Raw genomic sequence first — 3,582 nt, 5'->3', positions numbered from 1 at the left:
TTCGAGATCCTCGAAGGCATCGACCACCCCGGCATCCTGAAGGTCAAGGACTACAAGGAGACCGAACTCGGCCCGGCGCTGATCTTCGATCACGACCCCAGGGCCCGGCGACTCGATCACCTTCTCCGCGACCACGGCACGGATCTCTCGGTCACCCAGCGCCTGCAACTCGTTCGCGACATCGCCGAGACGCTCAAGTACGCGCACGCGAAGCGCCTCTATCACCGCGCTCTGGGGCCGCAGAGCATCCTCGTCGACGACTTCGCCAGCGGGGCATCCCGGCCGCGTTTGATGAACTGGCAGACAGGCTCGCGCAACGTTGGCGATTCGGCGTCGCCGTACACCATACACCGCACGACGGGCACCCGCCACGTCGAAGACTACGTCGAAGACCCGGGGATGATCTACCTCGCCCCGGAAACCACCCGCGCCGACCCCGCCCAAGGCCCGGGCCTGGACGTGTTCTCGCTCGGCTGCATCGCCTACCAGCTGTTCAGTGGCCAGCCGCCCGCCGAATCGGTGCTCGAGCTGGCCGAGAAGCTGCGCGTCGGCCAGGGCCTGCGCCTGTCCGACGTGATCGACGGCTGCGGCGCCCGGCAGCAGGATCTGATCCAGTTCGCCACCTGCCCCGACGTGCTCGCCCGCTACGACACGGTTCAGGACTTCCTCGACGACCTCGATCGCGTCGAGGACGAACTCACCACCCCCGACCCCGAAGTCACCATCGACCCCAGCGTCGCCAGCACCGGCGATCGCCTGGACGGCGGCTTCACCGTCGTCAAGCGCCTGGGCCGCGGCTCCTCGAGCGATGTGCTGCTGGTGCGCAGGGACGGCAGCGACGAAGAGCAGGTGCTCAAGGTCGCCTGCGACGTCGCGCATAACGACCGCCTCGCCGCCGAGGGCGAGGTGCTCGCACGGCTGCATCACCAGAACATCGTCGCCCACCGCGAGACGATCAGCGTCGCCGGCCGCACGGCCCTGCTGCTCAGGAGCGCCGGCAGCCGGACGATGGCCGAGAAGCTTAAGGACGAGGGGCGCCTGTCGCTGGACATGCTGCAGCGCTTCGGCGAGGAGCTGATCGAAGCGGTCAACCACCTCGAAGCCGAAGGCGTCGCCCACCGCGACATCAAGCCCGAGAACATCGGCATCGCCGAGAACCGCAGCGGCAAACTGCAACTGGTGCTCTTCGACTTCTCGCTGTGCCGCACGCCGGCCGACAACGTCAGCGCCGGCACGCACCCGTACCTCGACCCGTTCCTCTCGCTGCGCCGTCCGCCGCGCTGGGACCTCTACGCCGAGCGCTTCGCGCTGGCCGTCACGCTCTACGAGATGGCCGTCGGCCAGCCGCCGGTCTGGGGCGACGGCCAGACCTCGCCGGCGATGCTCGACGTCGAGGCGACCATCGAGAGCGACGTCTTCGACCCGGTCACCCGCGAAGGCTTCACCGCGTTCTTCTCGAAGGCGCTGAAGCGCGCCTGGCGCGAGCGCTTCGACAACGCCGAAGACATGCTGCGCGCCTGGCGGGCGATCTTCGCCGCTCGCCAGACGGTTCATCCCGGCGAGGCGGGCGCGGCGCAGGGCCTGGCGGCGATCGCCATGACCGCCACCCCGCTCACCACGATGGCCGAGCTCGGCTACGGCCTCGAAGCGCAGGACGTCCTCGAGCGCATGGGCATCCACAACGCCCGCGAACTGCTCGCCGTCGACCGCATCCGCTTCCGCTACCTGCGCGGCGTCGGTGACAGGATCCGCAAGGAGATTCGCCTCACCGCCAAGGAACTCGCCCGCCTGCGGCCCGACCTCACCCAGGGCCGCAGCACCGCGCACGACGCCGACGAGGAAGCCGGCGGCGCGGTCAGCGTCAATGAACTCGCGGCGCAACTGCTGCCGCGCCGCCCGGCCGGCGATGACCGGCCCGAGGAAGCCGCCCTCGCCCACTACCTCGGGCTCGACGACAGCGTCCCGGCCGGCCCCTGGCCGACGCTCGGCGAATCGGCGCAAGCCAATCGGGTCGACCGGGGCACACTGACCGCCGCGCTGATCAAGGCCCGCCAACGCTGGCTCAGGAACCCCGCATTCACCGAGTTGCGCCAGCAGCTGGACGCCCTGCTGCGCAGCCAGGGCCAGGTGATGAGCGCCTTCGAGGCCGCCATGGCCCTGCTCGCGCTGCGCGGCTGCGCGGCGCAGGACGACGCCGAGCGGCTGCGCCAGGCCGGCGCCGTGCTGCGCGCCGCGGTCGAAGCGGAGTCGCATCTCGAGCAGCCGCGCTTCGAGGCGTTCGACCACCGGCCGTGCGCGCTCGTCGCCTGTTCGCAGTTCGCCAGCGCATCGGCCTGGGCCGACTACGCCCGCCAGCTCGGCGCCGCCGCCGACGCCTGCGCCCTCGCCGACCCGCTGCTCCCGCCGCCGCGGGTGCTCGAAACGCTCGAAGGCGTTCCCCTGCCCGCAGCGCCGGCTGCCGACGGCGCAGCCGCTGCCGCGCCGTCGCCCACCCGGCTGCTGCGTCTGGCCGCCTCCGCGTCGCGCAAGGCCGCGCTGTCCAGCCGCCAGGAGATCTACCCCCGCGGCATGGCGCCGCTGCAGGCGCTGCGCCAGTCCCTGGGCGCCCTGGTCGGCGCGCCGCAACTGCTCCCGCGCGAGATCCAGGACCGCGTACGCGGCCGCTACCCGGAAGCCGCCCCCCTGCCGGGGCGCCCCGAGCTCGACCGGATGCTCGAAGAAGCCGGCGCACCGCTCGCCTGGGACGCCGCAGCCGCGGAAGGCGCCGGCGCGTACCGGCTCGTGACCCTGGGCAGCGCGCAGACGGCCGGCACGACCACGGCGTTCTCCCACCACACCACCTCGCTCAGCGTGCGCGCCGTCGGCGAAGACTCCGGTGGCGAACTCGCCGACGCCGCCACGAGCGAGCAACGGCTCCAGCGCAGCCTCCACGATGGAGGCCTGCTCGCGCTGACCGTTTCTCCACGCCTCGCCCGTCGAGCCGAAACGGAGCTGCTGCGCCGCTTCGGCCGGCCCGACACTCGGCCCGCGCCACTGCAGCGCGTGAACTTCGACGCACTGCTGCTCGGCGCCCTGCGTGAGCAGGCCAGGGCCGCCCGGGTCGACTGGAACGTCGTCCTCGAGGCCGACGCCGCCGACCGCGGCAGCCGGCACTGGAGCAACCTGCAGCGACTGGTGCAGCGAACGCTGCCCACGCTGCGCGCCGCGCTGCTGCAGGGCCCCGCGCCGATCCTGCTGGTCAGCGCCGGCCTGCTCGCCCGCTACGACCTGATGACCCTGATCACCGAGATCGAAGAACACGCCGGGCGCCCGGGCCACACCCCGGCTTTGTGGCTGCTGCTGCCGACCACCCACCAGGGCCTGCCGGTCATCGACGGCGTCCCGGTCCCGATCGTCAACAACCTCCAGAACAGCCGAACGCTGGCGCTGGCGCAGGCCTGGGTGGAGAACAAACACCGTGCTTGACCTCACCACCGACCATTTTCCGTCGTCGTTGCCGAAATCGTTGTCGAAATCGTTGTCGTTGCCGAAATCGTTGTCGTTGTCGTTGTCGTTGTCGAAATCGTTGTCGTTGTCGTTGTC

The 3,582-nt window shown here is 71.1% G+C and carries 1 protein-coding gene; it reads left to right on the top strand.

The features are described from left to right. On the top strand, window positions 1–3,465 hold a 3,465-nt coding region (gene pglW, locus NFW05_RS09555), incomplete at its 5' end, for a BREX system serine/threonine kinase PglW (RefSeq protein ID WP_295305594.1). Between the last annotated feature and the right edge of the window lie 117 nt (window positions 3,466–3,582).

Origin of the sequence: Accumulibacter sp., from assembly GCF_023806625.1 — a bacterium.
GTDB lineage: Bacteria > Pseudomonadota > Gammaproteobacteria > Burkholderiales > Rhodocyclaceae > Accumulibacter.
This window is presented reverse-complemented; position numbering and strand designations above follow the sequence as displayed.